A 21,471-nucleotide genomic window follows, 5' to 3' on the forward strand; every position below is an offset into this window, starting at 1 on the left:
ATATTTTGCAAGGTAAAACTAAAACACCCTAAGCAACAATTAACAATTATAAATACTACTTTTGGCTTTTTAGAGTTAAAGTATTTATGTTGAAAAAATTACTGTTTTTGACGGTTTTATTCTGGTTTTCTGCGCTTCAGGCTCAGGAAACTGAATCACTGTACAAAACCAAAAAAGTAGTAGTTTCAAAAGACACGATTCATCTGGAAAAATTCAGCATTAACTCTGGCTTTTTTGAAATTCTAAATACTAAAAACCAAGCTGTTGATTCTGCTTTTTATAAAATCGATTTTAAAAAAGGAATACTTATTTTAAACGAAAAATTCAGAATAAACTCCGACACTTTAACTGTCAACTATCTCAATTATCCTGATTTCCTGACTAAAGAATACGGGCTTTATAATGAAAGTCAGGTGGTAAGCAGTGATGTTACGACTGAAAAGCTGTATAGAATTGACAACAGCAATGCAAAAAAAGCAACACCTTTTGACGGATTAAGTACTTCCGGAAGTATTACGCGAGGCGTCACGATTGGAAACAATCAAAGCACCGTTTTAAACTCCAATTTAGATTTACAGATTACCGGAAAAATTTCAGACAAAGTAAGTCTTCGGGCTTCGCTTCAGGATAATAATATTCCACTTCAGGATGGCGGCTATTCGCAAAAACTCGATCAGTTTGATAATATTTTCATGGAACTTTTTACAGATGACTGGAATATCCGCGCAGGAGATGTTTTTCTGGAAAACCGCAAAACCCAGTTTTTAAGTTTCAATAAAAAGGTTCAGGGAATCTCAGCAAGTTTTGATTTTGATAATGAAAACAGCAAAACTAATGTTTTTGCTTCGGTTTCGTTTGTAAAAGGACAATATGCCAAAAGTACTTTTACGGGTCAGGAAGGTAATCAGGGACCTTATAAATTAAAAGGACAAAACGGAGAATTGTATGTTTTGGTTATTTCCGGCTCTGAACGTGTGTATGTAAATGGTGTTTTGCTTAAACGCGGCGAAAACAACGATTATGTAATTGATTATAATGCCGGAGAAATTGTTTTTACATCGCTTTTTACGATTACTTCTGAAATGCGAATTAACGTTGAATACCAATATTCTGAAAGAAATTATAATCGTTTGGTAACTTATGCCGGAGCGACACATGAAAATAAAAGCTGGAGTTTTGGCGGTTATTTATATTCTGAAAATGATTTAAAAAACCAGCCTTTGCAGCAAAATCTATCTTCAGAACAAGTTCAGATTCTGGCGCAGGCGGGTGACGATACGAATTTAATGAAAGCGCCGTCGGCATTTGAAGATTCCTATTCTGAAAACAAAATTTTATATAAAAAAATCATTATAAATGGTGTTGAAGTTTATGAATATTCGAACAATGCTGCAGACGTTTTATATAATGTAAAGTTTAGTCTTGCGGGAAATAATCAGGGAAATTATATTATACAGAATAACACTTCTGTCGAAAAAATTTATCAATATGTTTCTCCTGTCGGCGGTATTCCTCATGGAAATTATGAACCTATTGTACAGCTTGTTGCGCCAATGAAAATTCAGGTGGCAACTTTTTTAGGAAAATATAATCCTGATGAAAAAACGCTGGTTGATTTTGAAATCGCAATGAGTAATAATGATAAAAATTTATTTTCAGGAATTGATGATTCTGATAATGAAGGAATTGCTTTTAAGACCAATATTAAAAAACGTCTTTTTACGCGAGATTGGACTCTTGACGGTTTTGCCAATTATCAATTTGTACAAAAAGACTTTAGATCTGTAGAACGTTTGTACAATATTGAATTTAATCGCGACTGGAACTTAAATTCGACACTTTTAGGAAATCAAAGTTTATTGGTTACGGGCGTTAATTTTAATTTATTTGCCAAAAAAGAAACTTCAAATATTGGCTTATTTACGTATCAATTTGAAAAACTGGATTTTACAGAAAGCTATTCCGGAGCGCGCCACACCACAACCGCTTTATTCAAACTTAAAAACTGGACGATTGAAAATCAGGGAAGTTTTTTAAATTCTGATGCAACGGCTTCGACTTCAAAATTTATTAGAAATCAAACCCGAACCAAATATCATTTTGGCAAAAACTGGATTGGAGGCAGTCTGCAAATTGAAGACAATCAGGAAAAAGATAAAGTAACGAATCAATTTTCGGCTATAAGCCAAAGATTTTCAGAATATGGTACTTTTATAGGCCGTGGCGACAGTACCAAGGTTTTTGTTGAACTGGGTTATTTACAGCGAAAAAATGACAGTTTACAAAACGGCTTTTTAAAACATGTCAATAATTCTCAGACGTATTATTTAAGATCGAAACTTATTCAAAATAAAACTACTGATTTAGCAGTTTATGCCAGTTATCGAAATTTGGATTTTACAGATTCTACCCGAAAAAATGAGCCTTCTTTAAATTCGAGAATTTTATATAACGATCGCTTTTTTAATCAGTTTATGCAAATAGGAACGGCTTACGAAACCAGTTCCGGAACTATTGCGCAACAGGAATTTACGTATGTTGAAGTTCCGGCCGGACAAGGAGTTTATACATGGAATGATTATAACGGAAACGGAATTCAGGAATTGGAAGAATTTGAAATTGCTGCTTTTCCGGATCAGGCAAAATTTATTAGAATCTTTCTGCCTAATCAGGTTTATATTAAAACGAATCAAAATAAATTTTCTCAATCGGTCATCTTAAATCCGCTGCAATGGCAGAACGAAAAAGGAATTAAAAAACTGCTTTCTTATTTCTACAATCAGACTTCGTTTATTATGGATCGAAAAGTAAAAAGTAACGGAAACCGCCTAGAGCTCAATCCTTTTTATTCTTCAGATGAAAATATTCTTGGATTAAATTCAAGTTTTAGGAACAGTTTATTTTACAACCGAGGCAAACAAAAACATTCTGTTACGTATTCGTACCTTATTAATAATGGTAAAAACCTGCTTTCTGTGGGTTCTCAAAATGTCAAAAACAGCTCGCATCAATTGCAGTATACACATTTGTATCAAAAAAGCTGGCTGTTTAATTTCTTTACAAAAACCATAAAAACAGATTTGATTTCAGAGGATTTTGTCGAAAAGAATTATGATTTAAAAGGCTATCAGCTGGCGCCAAAAATCAGTTATTTATTTTCGAGAAATACAAGTCTGGATTTCTTTTATGAGTTTCAGAATAAGGAAAACCAAATAGGAAATTTTGAAACTCTGGTACAAAACAGGCTTGGAACTTCTTTTTCATTTTCCGGAGAAAAAAAAGTAACCATAAATGGCGAGTTTTCTTTTTATGAAAATAAATTTAACGGCAATGAGTTTTCTTCTGTTGGTTTTCAAATGCTCGAAGGTCTTCAGGCAGGACAAAATTTAGTCTGGAAACTGCTTTTGCAAAAAAACATCACGCAGTTTTTAGACGTTAATTTAAACTATCAGGGACGAAAAAGCGAGACCGGAAATACCATTCACACAGGCAATGTACAGCTTCGGGCTTATTTTTAATATTTTACAAAACATAAGAATTAATTGCTTAATTTTAATGTAAAATTTAAACTATAGCCACCATGAAAAAAATTGTATTACTTTGTTTTCTAGTAGTGTTATCTTCTAATTTCTACGCACAGGAAACTACCGCAAAAACCACAAAAAGCAAAACTGAAGCTTCTGCAAAAAAGGCAAAATCTGATGCTGATAAAGCAAAAGCCGATGCGAAGAAAGAAGCGGCAAAAGCTAAAAAAGAAGCTTCGAAAGCGACCGAAGCATCTGCAAGCGCAGCTAAAAAATCTGCCGATAAAGAATCTGCAAAAGCAAAAAGTGATGCTAAAAAAGCAGCTTCAAAAGCCGATGATGCGAAAACAGATGCCAAAAAAGCAGCAACCAAAGCTGACGACGCTAAAAAAGACGCAGCTAAAGCAAAAAAATCAGCCACAAAAACTGTAAAAGAAACGAACGAGAAAGCTCCAAAAACACCAGACAAGGTTACGGGAGAATACAACGGTAAAAAAGTATATACAGGACCAAAAGGCGGTAAATACTACATTAACAAAAATGGTAATAAAACGTATATTCAGGACTAAGACTCTAAGTTTCTTAACATTCAGGAAAGAAAAAACCGAACACAAGTTCGGTTTTTTTTATATAAAAATCTCAGAACCTGAGTATCTTAGCACCTCAGAAGCTTAGAAAAGAGTTAATAATTTAGTAATATGTGCGAAATAACATAAAAAGCTTATTTCTTTATCTTCGTTTTTTAAAAAGCGTTAAAAAAATATGAGCATTGACTATTCTGCAAACAAAACTATATTAGTTGCTCCGCTAAACTGGGGACTAGGGCATGCCACAAGATGTATTCCGATTATTAAAGCGCTTCAAGAAAATAATTTTATTCCAATTATTGCTTCTGATGGTGTTGCACTGGCTTTATTAAGAAAGGAATTCCCATACGTACAAACTCTCGAACTGCCTTCTTATCATATAGAATATGCTAAAAACGGCAAGAATTTTAAATGGAAGCTTATTAAGAATCTTCCAAAAATGATTACGGCCATTTTAGACGAGAAAAAAATGGTGAATTCATGGATTAAAAAACATGGTATTGACGGCATAATTTCAGATAACCGATTAGGTGTTTTCAGCAAAAAAATTCCTTCGGTTTTCATGACGCATCAATTAAATGTAATGACAGGAAACACAACTTGGTTTACGAGTAAATGCCATCAGCATATTATAAAAAAATATACAGAATGCTGGGTTCCTGATTCTAATGAAGAAGTAAACCTGACAGGAGATTTAGGTCATCTTAAAAAAGATCATCTTAACTTAAAATACATTGGCCCATTAAGCCGAATGAAGAAAAAGGAAATACCGGTTGTTTACGATTTGATGATTATTTTATCAGGACCGGAACCTCAGCGTACTTATCTTGATGAAAAACTGCAAAAAGAAGCTGCTAAATTTAACGGAAAAGTGGTTTTTGTGCAGGGAATTGTAGAAAAAACACAGGAAAAATGGCAGGCCGGAAATGTTACATATTATAATTTTATGAACTCTAAACAACTGGAGCAGACTTTTAACGAAAGTGATTTTGTTCTTTGCCGTTCTGGTTACACAACGGTTATGGATTTGGCTAAATTGGGTAAAAAAGCCTTTTTTATTCCAACTCCGGGTCAATATGAGCAGGAATATCTGGCTGTAAAACTTCAGGAAGAAAATCTTGTGCCTTATGCAATGCAAGACGACTTTACGATTGAAGATTTATCAAAGGTAAAGTCGTTTAAAGGTTTGGCCCAATTTAAAAATGACATAGACTGGGACTCGTTATTTTCTGTTTTTGAAGATAAAACTGCTTGATAATTGCAAATCTTTTGAACGCAGACTAAACAGATTTGTTAAAACAAAAAGCGGATAAAAACGGATTTTTAAGAAAGCAAAAATCCGTTTTTATCCGCGTGTTTTTATTAGAAATTAAACTGAGCCTGTAATCTTAAAACATTTCCCTGCTGTCTGTTGATTGGCAAAGCGCTGTCTTCAAAAGTTCTGTCGGCAATTACATATTCTGCTGTAAGTTCAAAAGCTTTAATTGGCTGCCATTCGATACCAAATTCATAATCTCTTACAACATAACTTCTGGCATCTTTTTCATATTTTTTACCTCCGTCATAATATTGAAATTTGGCAAAAGGATAAATATGCTGTTTTTTAATATCCCATTTATAGTTTAATAAAACGTAACCTCCGTTAAGATCTGTTTCATCAACCGTTTTGGTTAAAGTGTTGTAACGCGGTCCTTTTCCAATGTTATATTCTGTCTGGATTCCAAAAGGTCTTGGATACAAAACAAAAGTCGCACCTACTCTTTGGTCTTTTACATATTGCGGATCATTTACGGTAACTCCAGATGAAATTTCTCCGGTAAAAGCCCATTTCCCTGTATAAGCCTGAATTCCCGGTTCGATAATCTGGCTTCCAATTACAAACGGATATGTGATTCTGGTTACTACATTAAGATCTCTGTTTCCGTCAAGTTTGTTTGCGATTTGACCGTTGTAAACCCCAAAAGCAAAAACTCCAAAATCACCGGAACCTTTGTATCCGTCTTTTACTAACATATTGAAACGCTCTCTAATTTCGGCAGGAGCCCAATAAAAGAATATTCCTAAATCACGTTCGTTTAATATTGAACTGTTAATTGCATCGGCACGGTCTAAAGTTAAACGCTGTGAACTTGACTGCATATTTTCGAATCCGTATGGGATTTTACTCTGCCCAACACGCACACGATATTCCTTTTTCTTATCGAATGAAAGATCAAAATACAAGTCGCGAATCTGCACAAAATTCTGAATTCCTGTGCTTGGCGAACTGGCAAAGTCAGGCTGGAAATAGAAAAACACATTTGGGTGAACTTGTCCTGAAAACACTAAACGTGCACGACGAATAAAAAGTCCGTTATTGGCTTTTGCATCTGGTGCTGTAGAAGTTGTTCCCCAGGATTTATCACACTGTTCGCAGGAAACTTTATCGTTTGTTGAAAGTAATCCGTTATATCGAATTTGGGCGTAACCTCTAAGAGAAATTCTGTCGTACCAGTGTTCTTCGCCGCTTACTCCTGATTTTGTATCTGGTAATTTTGATTTGTTGATAGAATCTAAAATACGCATTACTTCGTTTTTTACATCCTGTTTGTTTATTTCCTGCGCGTTTGCACTGCAAGTAAGTATTACTAAAATCGCTGTTATGATTCTTTTTATCATCTTTTCTAATTCCCTTAATTTCAGGATGCAAAGATGACTCACCTATGTTAAGAAATCATTAACCAGATGTTACTATAATAAAAATTTAATGTTACCGACTAAAATCGTATGTTGATTTATTGTTAAACACCTTTATTTTAGGGCTTTTAGCAGAAATCAGGTTACGATTTTTTAACGTCAGATTTTGTGTTTTTAAATGCTTTTTCGAGCGTAAAAGAGAATTCCGAACCAATTCCGAACTCACTTTCTACATAAACTTTCTCTTTATGTGCTTCAATAATATGTTTTACAATGGCTAATCCTAAACCAGAACCTCCTTCAGAGCGGGTTCCGCTTTTGTCAACGCGGTAAAAACGTTCAAAAAGTCGTGGAATGTTTTGTTTTTCAACTCCTTCTCCATTGTCACTTATACGAATAAGAACTTTTTTCTTGGTTAAGTTTACAACACCAACTTCTGTTAGACCGCCTTCTTTTCCATATTTAATAGAATTGACAATCAGATTTTCTAAAACCTGCTGAATTCTGTCCTGATCCCCGCGAACGATAACAGATTGTACATTTTTGCTTTCAAAAGATAATTTGATTTTCTTTTTATCGGCTTTCATTTCCAATAAATCAAAAACATTCTGAATAAGTTCGACAATATCAAAATCTGTCATAACCAAATCTAGATCCCCAGATTCAAGTTTGGTAATCATATCAAGATCTTCTACAATATATATTAAACGCTCTACTCCTTTTTCGGCACGTTTTAAATATTTTTTTCTAATGTGTTTATCATCCATTGCACCATCAAGCAAAGTCGAAACATATCCCTGAACGGTAAATAAGGGTGTTTTTAATTCGTGAGAAACGTTTCCTAAAAACTCTCTGCGGTACTGCTCGCGAATTTCAAGCATTTCAATTTCCAGTTTTTTATCGGTCGCAAACTTTTTTACTTCGCGCGAAAGCGTTTCCATATCGGTATTAATTGGCTGGTTTATCAGCGTAGTAGATTCTAATAAAGATACCTCATCGTAAATTTTCTTTACTCGTCTGTAAATAAAACGTTCTACACGATATTGTAAAACCAAAAATGAAAATATGTAAATTGAAATAATAAAAATTATTCCAAATGCAATTTGATGTTTTAATTGGTTTTTATAAAACAACGACATTAATATCAGTACAAATCCTGTGGAAAACAAACTGATATACAATGCCGATTTTATGGCAAATTTGTATGTTTTTTTAAAATTAATTTTCATTGAAATTATTAAGCCATTAAGAGATTAAGAAAATTAAGTTTTGTTTTTGAGTTTCATTCTTTTTAAGTAAAACAAAAAATGAATAACTCAAAAACCATATAAGAAAATGAAGATTACATAAACTTCAATTCTTATATGGTTTAAATGTATTGAATATTTTAAAACGATTTGAATGTATTTAATCTTTACTAAAATTCAAGTTCCAAACCTTTGCAGCTTAGTAACTAAGAACCTCAGCATTTTAAATATTATTACACCTCAAATTTATATCCTACTCCTTTGATTGTTTTAAAAAGATCTTCTCCTATTTTTTCGCGCAGTTTTCTAATATGAACATCAATGGTTCTGCCGCCTACAACAACTTCGTTGCCCCAGACTTTATCTAAGATTTCGTCTCTTTTAAAAACTTTACCCGGTTTAGAAGCCAAAAGATAAAATAATTCGAATTCTTTTCTTGGAAGAGCAATTTCGACATTACCTTTTATGATTTTGTATTCTTCACGGTTAATCTCGATTCCGCCAACATTTATAGTATCTGTAACAACTTCTTGTTCTTTTAACCTTCTTAACAGAGCCTTTACTTTAGAGACTAATAATTTTGGTTTTATAGGCTTTGTAATATAGTCATCGGCACCTGCATCAAAACCAGCTACTTGCGAATAATCTTCGCTTCTTGCCGTAAGGAATGTTATGATAACATTATTTAACTCAGGAATTTTTCTAATATGCTCGCAAGCTTCCATTCCATCCATTTCTGCCATCATCACATCCATAATAATTAATTCCGGCAATTCTTTCTGCGCCTTTGCAATAGCATCTTTTCCGTTAGAAGCTGTTACAATCTGGTAGCCTTCCTGAGCAAGGTTATAGCCAACGATTTCTAAGATATCTGGTTCGTCGTCAACTAATAAAATCTTAGTTTGTGTTTTTTTCATAAATAGCAAAAATTGAGATTTTTACATCAAATATTCGTAATTATTTATCCGATGTTTTTTATTTCACGGAGTAAATATACTAACAAATGAACCTTTAAAAACTGGTGTTAACGGTAATTTAATCTGGTAACAATTTGATAATCTTAACAACACAAAAACATAACAAGTCCGTAACATGGACTTTACAGCGCGGTTCTTTCTTTGCACAAAAATAAATTAAACACAACACACTAATGAAATTCAATTTAAGATTTCTATTTATTGCACTATTTATTTGTACGATTTCGATCGCGCAAAACAAAGGTACGATTTCTGGCGTTCTAACTGATAAAGAAATGAACAATGATCCGTTACCCTTTGCAAATGTTTTAATTAAAGGTACAAACATTAGCGTAAATACTGACGTTGACGGAAAATATTCGTTGAGCGTAAATCCGGGAAACTATACTTTAATTTTTAGTTTTTTAGGATATGAATCTAAAGAAGCTCCAGTTACTGCAAAAGCAGGCGAAACTGTGGTTATAAATCAGGCACTTTCTTCTGGAAGTTTTACTCTTAAAGATGTAGTGGTTCAGTCTTCTACTGGAAGCAGACAAAAAGAATCAGCTTTACTTCTAGATCAAAAAAATGCTGTAGACATTAAACAATCTATTGGTGCGCAGGAACTTTCCAGAAAAGGAGTAAGTGACGTTGCAAGTGCAGTCGCAAAAACAACAGGTATTACAAAACAAGAAGGCACAGGAAATATTTTTGTGAGAGGTTTAGGAGATCGTTACAACTCTACAACAATGAACGGACTTCCTATTCCGTCAAACGATCCTGAAAAGAAAAACATCAGCTTAGATATTTTTTCTACAGATATCGTAGAATATGTTTCTATTGATAAAGTATACAGCAGTAAATTATACGGAGATTTTGCCGGAGGAAATGTTGATATTGTTTCTAAAGATTACAAAGGAGACGGTTTCTTTAAAATCGAATTAGGATCAAATGCAAACACAAATGCAATTGGCGAAAAAGATTTTAAACTTCAAAGGGGGATCAGCAGTTTTGGTTTTGATAATCCATCTATTCCAAACAGTCCATTAACCCAATACAATTACAATACATTGCAAATGGATGGAAAAGCTCCTTTTGCAGGATCTATTGGGATTTCTGGAGGAAAATCTTTTAAAGTTGGCGATGATGGAAAATTAAACTTCTTTGCAACTTTAAATTTCGGAAACGATTATACTTCTGTTAAAAACGGTACAGCAAAAGGAAGTGTTAACGGTGCTGGCGTAGTAAATAAAGATTTCTCTTCTTACACAGATATGAGCTACAACACCAACACAACTGGGTTGTTTAATGCTGGTTACAAAATCAATTCAAATAATAAAATTAATTTCAATACACTTTATATCAATACTTCAAACCAAAGTAAAGAAGAGTATTACGGATATATCGTTGATATTGCTAACAACGGAAATGGTTTAATTCGTCGTTTTACTTATGAAAAAAACAGTCTTTGGGTAAACCAATTATTAGGAGATCATAAATTAAGCGACAGATCTAAATTAAACTGGGGTGTTTCATACAACTTAGTTGACGGATCTATGCCAGACAGAGCTCAAAACACTTTTAGAAATGAGCCAACCGGATATGTACTTTCTACTATTTCAAGACCAGAAAATCATAGATATTTTCAGAGTTTGAAAGAAGATGAACTTGCGGCAAATGTTTCTGTTGATTACAAATTCAACAAAAACAGCGAAGACGAATTTAAAGGAAAATTTACTGTTGGTGCAACAGCAAGAACTAAAACAAGAAACTTCGAAGCAACTCAGTTTAACTTCCAGTCTATGGATGGTTACAGAAACTATATCGTTGATCCAAACAACTTAGATTTATTTTACAATCAGCAGAATTTAGATAATGGTTATTTCCAAATTTCAACTTTTAGAGGAAACTCTCAAATTTCTAACGCTTTAGATCCTCAAACTTACAACGGTAAATTACAAATCTTTGGAGGTTTCGTAAATACAGAGTATAAATTCAACCCAAAACTTACAGCTGTTTTAGGACTTCGCGTAGAATCATTAGTTCAGGATGTTGACTGGAATACTCAGTTAGGTGATACAGGAGAAGATTCTATCGATAAATTTGCTTTCCTACCAAGCTTAACAATGAAATATGAGTTAAACGAAAAACAAAATTTACGTTTAGGATTTAGCAAAACTTACACACTTCCTCAATTTAAAGAAAGAGCATTATTTATTTACGAAGAAGTTATTCAATCAAAAATTGGTAATCCATACTTATACGAATCAGACGATTATAACTTTGATATTAAATGGGAAATGTTTCCTAAAAGCGACGAGTTAATCTCATTTACAGCTTTTGGTAAATACATTCTTAATCCAATAAACGAGGTAACAATTAACTCTTCTTCAAATGATATTTCGTTTCTTAATACAGGTGATTACGGATATGTAGCTGGTGCAGAAGTAGAATACCGTAAACAGTTATTTAATTTTGGAGAAGTAAATGCGAGAAAATTATCTGCAGGAATTAATGCTTCGTACTTATACAGTAATCAGGAATTAAACGAAGAAAAAGTAGCAAGAGAAACAGATTATCAAGTTGATTTTACAAATTCTAAAAGTCAATTTACCGGAGCATCTGATTTATTATTAAATGCTGATATCTCTTACTTTGCAGAAGGAAACAACGACAGAAGTTTAAATACAACCCTTGCTTATACATATTTCTCTGATCGTATCAATGCAATTGGTACAAGCGACAGAGGAGATTTAGTTGACAAAGCTTTTGGATCATTAGATTTTGTTGCAAAAACAAAATTGAACAAGAACTTAGGATTAGATTTTATTGTAAAAAACATTCTTGACCCAACAATTAACAGAGTTCAGGAAAATGCAACTGGAGATGTAAACGTATTATCATACAAAAAAGGATTAGGATTAAGCTTTAAATTAAGCTACGGATTCTAATCAAATAAAAATAGTGAGACGAAAGAAGCTGGTGTAATAACCGGCTTTTTTCATTTTATAAAAACAGCTAACTCACTCAGCCTCTTTAAAAGCAAGAAAAATGCTTTGTTTTTATTTTACAAACCTAACATTAGCTTAATATTAAATTTCGTTTTTATTAAACTAACAATTACAGTTACTTAACATCCAAAAAGGATTTCTATTCCATCTTTGCCTCAAGAAATTAAACACAAAAATTACAACACAATTATGAAAAACTCAATTGTAAAATTAATTGGAATTGTTACTTTATCTGCAGGTTTATTCGCAAGCTGCTCTAGTGACAACAACAACGACAAACCAAAATCAACATTTGTTGTAAATGCAAATGATTTTAAAGGGACAATTACTGATGGAGAAGTAGTTCTTGACGCGGCAACTACTTACAAGTTAACAGGAAAACTTCAAGTTAACTCTGGCGCTACTCTTACTATTCCTGCTGGAACAGTAATTCAGGGAGTTGGAGGAACATCTGCTTATATCGCAATTGCACAAGGAGGTAAAATCAACGTAAACGGTACAGCTGCAAAACCAGTTATCATGACATCTGGTTTAACTACTAAAGCTGCTGGTGACTGGGGAGGATTAGTAATTTGTGGTAAAGCTCCTATCAACCGTGTAACTGGTGGTGCTAGTACAGCTCAATCTGAAGTTGCTGATTTAACTTATGGTGGTACTGTTGCTAACGATAACTCTGGAGTAATTAAATATTTAAGAATTGAGTACGCTGGAGCTGCTTTTAATACTGAAAAAGAATTCAACGCTCTTTCATTCTTTGGAGTTGGTTCTGGAACAGTTGTAGAAAACGTTCAGGCTTTCCACGGTTCAGATGACGGATTCGAATTCTTTGGTGGAACTGTAAATACTTCAAACTTAGTTGCTATTGGTAACGAAGATGACCAATTTGACTGGACTGAAGGATGGAGCGGAACAAACACTAACTGGTATGGTAAATTAGCTTTCGGAAAAGGAAACAGAGGAATTGAGGCTGATAACTTCGAATTCGGTTTTGCTAACACTCCAATTGCTAACCCAACAATCACTAACATGACTCTTGTTGGTCCTGGAAGTACTGCAGATGCAACTATCTACACTGAAAACCAAGCTATTAAATTTAGAAGAGGAACTAAAGGTCAAATTTCTAACGTAGTTTTAAGCGGATGGAAAACTGGTATCGATGTTGAAAATGATGAAACTATCGCTTTTGTACCAACAGCTTTAAAAGTTACAAACGTACTTTTCGCTGCTGATATAGCTGCAGAAACTAAAGGAAAGAAAACAGACGCATCTTCTGCTGACGTAAGTGCAGTAGCTGTTAAGTCTGCTACTGCAACTGGAGCTGGAGCTGGTGTTGCTCAACCAACATGGGCTGCTGGATGGACAGTAGGTTTCTAATAACTTCGAACACATAATGTTAAAAACATCCTAAATATTTAGGATGTTTTTTTTTGGTGTAATTTTTGTAATTTTTTTTGTATATTTACAATATCCAAATATACGCGATGGCAAAAAACTACTTTTATATTACATTCTTATTGGCTTTTTTCTTTACTGTTAGTGTTTCTGCACAAGACAGTAAACAATTACCAAAAACTCAGGACCCGGCGGGTATTGAGGGTCTTAGCTTGTACCCTAACCCAGTGGTAAACGGAAAAGTGTATATTACTTCCAAAAATGATTTTGAAAAAGAAATTGTCGTTTTCGACATCTTAGGTAAAAAAGTACTACAGGCACATTTAACTACAAAAGAATTAAACGTTTCAGATTTACCTCCCGGCGTTTACATCATAAGAATAAGCGAACAAAATGCATCTGCAACACGGAAACTAATTATTCGATAAAATTTTAAAAAGCTCCTTTTTGGAGCTTTTTTTTTAGTTTACAGTCACAGTTTTCATTTATTGCTTGCCAAAAAACCGAGACTGAAAACTGAGACTAAAAAATCCAGACTAAAAACTAAAAACAATATCTTTGCACAAAAAAAGTTTTGATTACAGCCAGCGATATATTTACGATTTCAAGCCACAAACAATTTGAAAAAACCGCGTTAAAAGTTTTTCGTTTTCAATATGCGAATAATGCGGTGTATCGTGATTTCTGTGATTTTTTAAAAACAGATATTCAAAAAGTAAAATCATTACAACAGATTCCTTTTCTGCCTATTCAGTTTTTCAAAAGCCATGATGTTGTTTCAAACGAAAATCCTGCTCAGGTAACTTTTACAAGCAGCGGTACAACCGGAATGATTACAAGCCGACATTTAGTGACCGATGTTTCCCTTTATGAAGAAAGCTACCGCAAAGGTTTTTCTCAATTTTATGGCAATATCGAAGATTACGTTGTTTTAGCCCTTTTGCCGTCTTATTTAGAACGCGAGGGATCTTCGCTTATTTATATGGTAGAAGATTTAATAAAACTATCCAATCAGCCTGAAAGTGGCTTTTATTTACATAATCACGACGACTTAATTAAAAAACTTACTGAGCTGGACGAATCTGGTCAAAATGTAATTTTAATTGGCGTTACATATGCCTTATTAGATTTAATCGAAAAACACCAATTCAACCTCCAAAACACCATCATTATGGAAACCGGCGGAATGAAAGGCAAACGCAAAGAAATGATTCGTGAAGAATTACACGAAATTCTATGCAAAGGTTTTGGGGTTTCTTCTATTCATTCAGAATATGGAATGACCGAACTTTTAGCACAGGCTTATTCTTTAGGCGAAGGTGTATTCGAATGTCCGTCATGGATGCATATTTTGGTACGCGATCCGGAAGATGCTTTAACTTATATTCAGGATGGAAAAACCGGCGGGATTAACGTTATTGATTTAGCCAATATTAATTCCTGCTCTTTTATTGCCACTCAGGATTTAGGCAAAAAAAATCCCAACAACTCTTTCGAGGTATTGGGACGTTTTGATAATTCTGATATTCGCGGCTGTAATTTGATGGTCCTTTAATTTATACCGCTCTAATCACAAAATAATTCTTCTTACCGCTTTGTAATAACACAAACTGATTATTAATCAAATCATTTGCTGTTAAAACAAAATCTTCTTTTATTTTTTCTCTGTTTACCGAAATTGAATTTGCTGTTAAAGCACGTCTTGCTTCTCCGTTTGATTTAAAGAAACCCGTTTTTTCGTTTAAAACAGTAATTATATCCAATCCGTTTTCTAAGTCAGCTTTTGCAATTTCAGCTTGCGGCACACCGTCAAAAACCTCTAAGAAAGTCTTTTCATCTAATTTTTTCAAATCATCAGCAGTCGAATTTCCAAATAAAATATTTGAAGCCTGAATTGCTTTCTCTAATTCTTCTTTGCTGTGAACAAAAATAGTAATCTCTTCTGCTAATTTCTTTTGCAAAATTCTTAAATGTGGAGCTGTCTGATGTTCTGCAATTAAAGAATCAATGGTTTCTTTATCTAAGAAAGTGAAAATTTTGATGTATTTTTCAGCATCTGCATCCGTAGCGTTTACCCAAAACTGGTAGAATTTGTAAACCGAAGTTTTATCAGCATCTAACCAAACATTTCCTCCTTCAGATTTTCCAAATTTAGATCCGTCAGCTTTTGTAATCAAAGGCGTTGTCAAGGCAAAAGCTTTTGCACTTTCTCCACCCATTCTGCGTACTAATTCTGTACCTGTGGTAATATTTCCCCATTGATCAGAACCTCCCATTTGCAAAACGCAATTGTTGTTTTTATATAAATGATAGAAATCGTAACCCTGAATTAATTGATATGTAAATTCGGTAAAAGACATTCCCTCACCTATTTCTCCGTTTAATCTCTTTTTTACAGAATCCTTCGCCATCATATAATTTACCGTGATACGTTTTCCAACTTCACGTGCAAAATCAATAAATGAGAATTCCTTCATCCAATCATAGTTATTAACCATAACCGGAGCATTTGCTTCACTTGAATTAAAATCTAAGAAACGAGACAGAACACTTTTAATTCCGGCAACGTTTTTCGCTAAAGTTTCTTCGTTAAGCAGATTTCTTTCATCAGATTTTCCAGATGGATCTCCAATCATTCCTGTTGCACCTCCAACCAAAGCAATTGGCTGATGTCCGAAATTCTTTAAATGAACCAGCAAAATAATCTGAACCATACTGCCTATATGCAGTGAATCTGCTGTTGGATCGAAACCTATATAGGCAGATGTTACCTCTTTTAGCAATTGTTCTTCCGTTCCTGGCATGCTATCATGGTACAAACCGCGCCACTTTAATTCTTCAACTAGATTCTTCATTTTTTAAAATATTTTGCGCAAATATAATCAATGGCAATGGCAAAGTCAAAAAAACAATGAGAATGACAAATTCAATGGCAATAACAATATTAATATCAAATTTTTAAATCTTAAAAATTACATTCTAATTAAAACCATAGCAACTTTAAATTTCATTACCGGTTTTAAAATTTTTCATGTTCCATTTTTTATCATACCAGTCTTTAGTACTGTTAATACCCAATTCAAAATTTCCCTGATCGACATTTAATTCCGAAGCAATTTTTTGAAAAGCTAATTTTCCAAACCTAACAAGAATTGAATACCATTGAGAAGGCACAAAATTGTGATTAAACTCAACAAAATCCGCCAGCTCAAAATCGGCCGGGTTACAAAATCTATCACTTTCTTTTGGTTTAAACAGGTCTGCGGTTTCAAAATTTCCTTCTGACAAATACATTTCGTAATACTTTCTACTATAATCATTTGATTTTTCTACATTTTGAAATGAATTATCCTTATTATCAAAACTTATTGCACTGACTTTAGCAGCGCGATCTGTACAAATACTCGCTGTATAAATTATAAAACCGGGGTTCTCTATCTTCATTCTCATTATAGCTTTTTCAAGCATCGCATTCAGCTCTATCATATAAGTATCTTGTTGTTTCATAATCTGCATTTTAACAATTCCAAAACCAAAAATAAAACTATTCTTACTTTTAATCAATTTTAAACAAACCTATTTTACTTCTTTGTTTTTAAAGAGTAAAAAACTTTAGTCATAATCATAAAACAAAACTTTGCGCCTTAGCGTCTTTGTGGCAAATCAAATAAACCTTGCAACTTTGTTTCTTCGCTGCTTTGCTCCTTCCAAGCAAAAACTTATCTTTACAAAATGATATTAGTAACAGGAGGAACTGGCTTAGTAGGCGCACATTTATTACTGCATTTAATTGAAAATGGAGAAAATGTGCGGGCAATTTACCGCAGCCTGAATACTCTTGAAAAAACAAAATCGGTTTTTGCTTTATATAATAAAGCTGATTTATTTAAAAAAATAGAATGGCTTGAAGCCGATATTCTAGATGTGCCTTCTCTCGAAATTGCTTTTAATGATATTGAATATGTTTATCACTGCGCTGCTTTAATTTCATTTGATCCAAAAGATGAAGAAGCGCTTCGAAAAATAAATATCGAAGGAACAGCCAATATGGTTAATTTTTCGATTGCCCGCGAAATTAAAAAATTCTGCTTTGTAAGCTCAATTGCTGCTCTAGGAGATTTAGCTTCACACGAAACTTATATTACAGAAGAAACTGACTGGAATCCGGAAAAACCACACAGTGATTATGCCATTTCTAAATATGGCGCCGAAATGGAAGTCTGGCGTGCACATCAGGAAGGTTTAAATGTAATTATTGTAAATCCCGGTGTTATTTTGGGACCAATCCCCAAATCTAAAAACAAACAACAAGGAAGCGCCGAATTATATACAAAAGTTGCCAACGGACTTTCGTTTTATACGCTTGGAAGCACCGGTTTTATTACTGTTGATGATGTTGTAGAAACGGCCTATCAGTTAATGAAAAGTGATATTAAAAACGAACGTTTTACACTTATTGCAGACAATATTGTTTTTAAAGACATCCTGAATACAATTGCTGATACATTGCAGGTAAAAAGACCACGTCGTCATGCAACACCGTTTTTAATGCATTTTCTATGGATTGCAGACAGTATATTTGCTGCTTTATTTTTCCAAAAAAGAAGACTTACCAAAGCCACTGCAAAAGCTTCTTATTCAAAAAATCTGTATTCAAATGAAAAAATAAAAACCGCTCTGGGAACGGTTTTTTTAGATGTACATCAATATATAAAAGACATTTCGAAGTTATAAATTATCTTCTTTTCAATCTTCTCGCCTTTTTTATTGAATCAATATTTATAGGTGATGGTTCTGCTTTTTTAACAGAATCTTTTACAACTTCTTTCTTTTTCTTTTTAGCTTCTTTAGCCGCTTTTTTATCTTCGATGGTTACAATCGAATCTGTCGCTCTTTGAACTTTGGCCAAACGCTTTCCTACCTCATCAAACATATCTTTGTAGTTTTCGTAATCTGCAGCATAATACATATTATTCTGCGCAAACTGAAGACTGTCTACTTTATATTTTTTGAGAATAAACTTTGTTGGATTTGTTTCTGTAGAATCTATTAATTCCTGATGCTGATATTTCATTGCCTCCAAAAGAGATAAATCATACATAATATCAATCATTTTTTCTCTCTCAATAAGCTTTGCAGGCTGTTTAACAACCTCTTTTTTACAGCTTACAGAAAGAAACAAAACCAATACTATTACTAAAAAATTCTTCATTTCAGCTTTTTATCTATCAAACAATAAACGTTTTCCGGCGCGGATATCTTTTACTTTAAAGTTATTATATATCAATTCGCCATTTACAAATGTATGTGTAATTCTCGATTTAAAAGTAGTTCCTTCAAAAGGAGACCAGCCGCATTTATATAAAATATTATCAGAGTTTACACTCCACGGCAAGCTTGGATTTACAATTACTAAATCGGCAAAATAACCTTCTTTAACAAAACCTCTTTTCTCAATTTTAAAAAGCTTTGCTGGATTATGGCACATTTTCTCAACGATTTTCTCAACACTGATTTTTCCCTGATGATGTGCTTCAAACATCGCCACAACTGCATGTTGCACAAGCGGTCCTCCAGATGGAGCTTTTAAATACGATTGTTGTTTTTCTTCTTTAGTATGAGGCGCATGATCTGTTGCAATAACGTCAATTCGTCCGTCATTTAAAGCCTCCCAAAGTGCTTTTCTATCACTTTCTGTTTTTACGGCCGGATTCCATTTTATGAAATTTCCTTTTGTTTTATAATCTTCATCAGTAAACCAAAGATGGTGTACACAAACCTCAGCAGTAATTTTTTTCTCTTCTAGCGGAATTTTATTTGTAAATAATTCCATTTCTTTTGCAGTCGAAAGATGAAAAATATGAAGTCTTGCTCCGGTCTTTTTTGCTAAAGCCACAGCTTTTGAAGATGAAAGATAACAAGCCTCGGCACTTCTTATTAAATTATGAGCCGTTACAGGAATATCTTCGCCGTATTTTTCTTTAAATTCTGCTAAATTATTCTGAATTGTAGTTTCATCTTCACAATGCACAGCAATTAACATTGGCGTGCTTGAAAAAATTCTTTCTAAAGTTGCCTCGTTATCAACCAGCATATTTCCTGTTGATGAACCAAGGAAAATTTTAATTCCCGCAACATTTTTCGGATTTGTTTTTAAAACTTCTTCCAGATTATCGTTAGTTGCTCCCATCATAAATGAATAATTCACAAATGATTTCTGGGCAGCAATTTGATATTTATCTTCTAATATTTCCTGAGTAACGGCATTTGGAACCGTGTTTGGCTGTTCAATAAAAGAAGTAATTCCTCCCGCAGCAGCGGCTCTGGATTCTGATTCTATATCGCCTTTATGCGTTAAACCAGGTTCTCTAAAATGCACCTGATCGTCGATGGCGCCCGGCATTAAATAACTTCCTTCGGCATCTATGACAATACAGTCAGAAGTTTTTAAACTAATACTATCTGCAACTTCAACAATAAGATCATTTTCGATCAAAACATCGCCGTCAAAAATAGACCCTTCGTTTACAATTTTGGCATTTTTAATTAAAATCCTTTTCATGTTCTATCTTTATAATGTATTGACTAATTTTTTTAATCGAAGAGAAATTACTCCCAAAATAGCTTCTTTAATAATAGCGTTGCTCATTTTAGAAACACCTTTTGTTCTGTCTGTAAAAATAATAGGCACTTCTGTAATCTGAAATTTAGCACAATATGTTCTGTACTTCATTTCGATTTGAAACGCATATCCAACAAACTTTATTTTGTTTAAATTAATTTTCTCCAGAACTTCTCTTTTGTAACATACAAAACCCGCAGTTGCATCATGAATTTTCATTCCGGTAATAAATTTTACATAGACTGATGCGAAGTATGACATTAAAACTCGGCTTAGGGGCCAGTTTACCACATTAACGCCTTTTACATAACGCGAACCAATGGCTAAATCTGCACCACCAAAATGGCAGGCATCATACAATTTTTCGAGATCATTTGGGTTATGCGAAAAATCGGCATCCATCTCAAAAATAAAATCATAATTATGTTCTAATGCCCATTTAAAACCATGAACATACGCAGTTCCTAATCCTGCTTTTTTAGCTCTTTTTTCAAGAAATAATCTTCCCGGATATTCTTCCTGCAAAGCAATAACTTTATCTGCAGTATGATCCGGCGAATTATCATCAATTATTAAAAGGTGAAAAGGTTTGTGTTGCGAAAGTACGGCTCTTACTATACTTTCTACGTTCTCAATCTCGTTATATGTGGGAATTATGACAATACTATCATTCATTTTTTCTCGGTAATTTCACCGCAAAAGTAAACTTTTTATAGCATTCGGTTCATAATAAATACATAATAAAAGTATTGATACAAAAAATTACTAATTTTGTGACACTATGATTGAACATCTTCATCCACGAATTATTGAAAACAAAGACTGGGCAACGGCTTTATTTGTCCTGACTTTTGCTGTTGTTGCTATGACAAAATCAGCTTACGAAACTCGTTTTACAGAATTTAGCAAGCTTATTTTTTCTGATAAATATGCCAAAATTTACCGAGACAACAGTCACATGAAAAGCAGCTTTACGGTTGGTTTATTTTTTGTGCAGGTAATTTCGTTTGCGTTTTTTATTCAGCTTACCATGAATATTTTTGGAGAAGCTTCAAAAACCGACTGGATTTTGTTTATTCAGATTGCTACTTTCTTACTTTATTTTATTCTGGCGAAATATTTAATTGAGAAAATTGTAGCTGCTTCATTCAACATCGACGATTTTGTAGAGCTTTTTAATTTGCAAAAAGTTACTTACAGAACTTATATTGGCGTTTTAATCCTTCCAATCAATGCAATTTTGTTTTATTATGACAATATTTCAACGATTGTACCGCTTGCCGTTATTGGTATCTCGCTGTGTATCAGCCTGTATTCATATTTTATTTCAGTCAAAACGTATCAAAACGTAATTATCGGCAAATTATTTTATTTTATTTTATATCTTTGCGCTCTTGAAATAGCGCCTTATTATTTTCTCTATTATTGGATAACAAAAGGGAGTGCTTAGAAAATG

General features: G+C 33.5%; 17 protein-coding genes. 9 read left to right on the forward strand and 8 right to left on the reverse strand.

Annotated features, from left to right (window positions below; genetic code table 11):
- The first annotated feature begins 86 nt into the window (after positions 1 to 86).
- The 3 genes from ABD859_RS03175 (at position 87) to ABD859_RS03185 (ending at position 5,366) form a co-directional block, all read left to right on the forward strand.
- On the forward strand, positions 87 to 3,518 hold the full coding sequence (locus tag ABD859_RS03175; RefSeq protein WP_345140155.1) for a hypothetical protein: 3,432 nt from the start codon (positions 87 to 89) through the stop codon (positions 3,516 to 3,518).
- A 62-nt stretch (positions 3,519 to 3,580) separates the two neighbouring features.
- Complete coding sequence (locus tag ABD859_RS03180) at positions 3,581 to 4,093, forward strand: hypothetical protein (RefSeq protein WP_345140159.1); 513 nt, start codon at positions 3,581 to 3,583, stop codon at positions 4,091 to 4,093.
- Between the two features lie 193 nt (positions 4,094 to 4,286).
- On the forward strand, positions 4,287 to 5,366 hold the full coding sequence (locus ABD859_RS03185; protein ID WP_345140162.1) for a glycosyltransferase: 1,080 nt from the start codon (positions 4,287 to 4,289) through the stop codon (positions 5,364 to 5,366).
- 107 nt (positions 5,367 to 5,473) lie between these two features.
- On the opposite strand, the gene ABD859_RS03190 is transcribed toward ABD859_RS03185, so the two are convergent.
- From ABD859_RS03190 to ABD859_RS03200, 3 genes are all read right to left on the reverse strand, one after another.
- Positions 5,474 to 6,769 (reverse strand): porin, encoded by a 1,296-nt coding sequence (locus tag ABD859_RS03190; protein WP_345140165.1) that lies wholly within the window; start codon positions 6,767 to 6,769, stop codon positions 5,474 to 5,476.
- A gap of 161 nt (positions 6,770 to 6,930) precedes the next feature.
- Positions 6,931 to 8,016, reverse strand: coding sequence for a sensor histidine kinase (locus ABD859_RS03195; protein ID WP_345140168.1), 1,086 nt, complete (start codon positions 8,014 to 8,016; stop codon positions 6,931 to 6,933).
- 251 nt (positions 8,017 to 8,267) lie between these two features.
- On the reverse strand, positions 8,268 to 8,951 hold the full coding sequence (locus ABD859_RS03200) for a response regulator transcription factor (RefSeq protein WP_012022635.1): 684 nt from the start codon (positions 8,949 to 8,951) through the stop codon (positions 8,268 to 8,270).
- Positions 8,952 to 9,184: 233 nt separating this feature from the next.
- Here ABD859_RS03200 and ABD859_RS03205 point away from each other — a divergent pair, with 233 nt between their 5' ends.
- The 4 genes from ABD859_RS03205 to ABD859_RS03220 all read left to right on the forward strand — a co-directional run bounded on the left by ABD859_RS03205 (position 9,185) and on the right by ABD859_RS03220 (position 14,948).
- Positions 9,185 to 11,941 carry a TonB-dependent receptor gene (locus ABD859_RS03205; RefSeq protein ID WP_345140172.1) on the forward strand — a complete coding sequence of 919 codons (2,757 nt, stop codon included), beginning with the start codon at positions 9,185 to 9,187 and terminating at the stop codon, positions 11,939 to 11,941.
- 249 nt (positions 11,942 to 12,190) lie between these two features.
- A complete protein-coding gene (locus tag ABD859_RS03210) occupies positions 12,191 to 13,375 on the forward strand; it encodes a hypothetical protein (protein ID WP_345140174.1) in 1,185 nt (394 codons plus the stop codon).
- Positions 13,376 to 13,482: 107 nt separating this feature from the next.
- Positions 13,483 to 13,821, forward strand: a complete 339-nt coding sequence (locus tag ABD859_RS03215; protein ID WP_345140177.1) for a T9SS type A sorting domain-containing protein — start codon at positions 13,483 to 13,485, stop codon at positions 13,819 to 13,821.
- Positions 13,822 to 13,967: 146 nt separating this feature from the next.
- Positions 13,968 to 14,948: a LuxE/PaaK family acyltransferase gene (locus tag ABD859_RS03220; protein ID WP_345140179.1), complete on the forward strand. Its 981-nt coding sequence runs from the start codon at positions 13,968 to 13,970 to the stop codon at positions 14,946 to 14,948.
- 1 nt (position 14,949) lies between these two features.
- Here the strand turns inward: ABD859_RS03220 and tyrS are convergent, their stop codons facing one another.
- Together tyrS and ABD859_RS03230 are read right to left on the reverse strand one after the other, a co-directional pair.
- Positions 14,950 to 16,248 carry a tyrosine--tRNA ligase gene (gene tyrS / locus ABD859_RS03225; RefSeq protein WP_345140181.1) on the reverse strand — a complete coding sequence of 433 codons (1,299 nt, stop codon included), beginning with the start codon at positions 16,246 to 16,248 and terminating at the stop codon, positions 14,950 to 14,952.
- A 145-nt stretch (positions 16,249 to 16,393) separates the two neighbouring features.
- A complete protein-coding gene (locus ABD859_RS03230; RefSeq protein WP_345140183.1) occupies positions 16,394 to 16,900 on the reverse strand; it encodes a hypothetical protein in 507 nt (168 codons plus the stop codon).
- A gap of 225 nt (positions 16,901 to 17,125) precedes the next feature.
- Between ABD859_RS03230 and ABD859_RS03235 the strand changes: the two genes are divergently transcribed.
- Positions 17,126 to 18,127 carry an NAD-dependent epimerase/dehydratase family protein gene (locus tag ABD859_RS03235; protein WP_345140186.1) on the forward strand — a complete coding sequence of 334 codons (1,002 nt, stop codon included), beginning with the start codon at positions 17,126 to 17,128 and terminating at the stop codon, positions 18,125 to 18,127.
- Position 18,128: 1 nt separating this feature from the next.
- Here ABD859_RS03235 and ABD859_RS03240 read toward each other — a convergent pair whose 3' ends face one another.
- Genes ABD859_RS03240 through ABD859_RS03250 form a run of 3 tightly spaced genes read right to left on the reverse strand, consistent with a single transcriptional unit; the run spans position 18,129 to position 20,690 of the window.
- Positions 18,129 to 18,605, reverse strand: coding sequence for a DUF4296 domain-containing protein (locus ABD859_RS03240; RefSeq protein ID WP_345140189.1), 477 nt, complete (start codon positions 18,603 to 18,605; stop codon positions 18,129 to 18,131).
- Positions 18,606 to 18,614: 9 nt separating this feature from the next.
- The gene (locus tag ABD859_RS03245) at positions 18,615 to 19,955 is read right to left on the reverse strand and encodes a dihydroorotase (protein WP_345140192.1); all 1,341 of its coding nucleotides are present in this window, start codon (positions 19,953 to 19,955) and stop codon (positions 18,615 to 18,617) included.
- A 9-nt stretch (positions 19,956 to 19,964) separates the two neighbouring features.
- Positions 19,965 to 20,690, reverse strand: coding sequence for a polyprenol monophosphomannose synthase (locus ABD859_RS03250; protein ID WP_345140195.1), 726 nt, complete (start codon positions 20,688 to 20,690; stop codon positions 19,965 to 19,967).
- Between the two features lie 106 nt (positions 20,691 to 20,796).
- On the opposite strand from ABD859_RS03250, the gene ABD859_RS03255 reads away from it, so the two are divergent.
- Positions 20,797 to 21,465, forward strand: coding sequence for a DUF4271 domain-containing protein (locus ABD859_RS03255; protein WP_345140198.1), 669 nt, complete (start codon positions 20,797 to 20,799; stop codon positions 21,463 to 21,465).
- Positions 21,466 to 21,471 lie beyond the last annotated feature (6 nt).

Source organism: Flavobacterium ginsengiterrae, from assembly GCF_039539785.1.
Taxonomy (GTDB): domain Bacteria; phylum Bacteroidota; class Bacteroidia; order Flavobacteriales; family Flavobacteriaceae; genus Flavobacterium; species Flavobacterium ginsengiterrae.